The following is a 301-nucleotide window of genomic DNA, read 5'->3' on the forward strand; positions in this document are numbered from 1 at the left end:
CGCTCAGGCGCAGGGTGCGGGTGGGCAGCGGGGTGTCCGTGGTGGCGTTGAGGTCCTTGGCATACAACGTGGCGTAGTCCACCACGCCGTGGTCGGATAACGTCGGCAGGCAGGCGATGGGCGCAAAGTGCGCGCGCAGCGTCAGTTCCCGATAACGTGCGCTGCGGGGGCCGTGGAAGGTGCCGGAGACTTCCCAGGTGGCGGCGTCCTGCACGTGTGTCGCTGCGCTGTCGGCCCAGGCGCGCAGGGTCAGTTGCAGCGACAGGGTTTTTCCGGTGAGCACCGCACCCTGTTCGACCGG

Annotated in this window: 1 protein-coding gene; it reads right to left on the reverse strand. The window is 68.8% G+C overall.

Annotated features, from left to right (window positions below):
• Positions 1-301: DUF1120 domain-containing protein (locus AC0L20_RS40635; RefSeq protein ID WP_473295766.1), on the reverse strand; the 301-nt coding region annotated here is incomplete at both ends.

It is taken from the genome of Bradyrhizobium sp. Kon58, assembly GCF_055807455.1.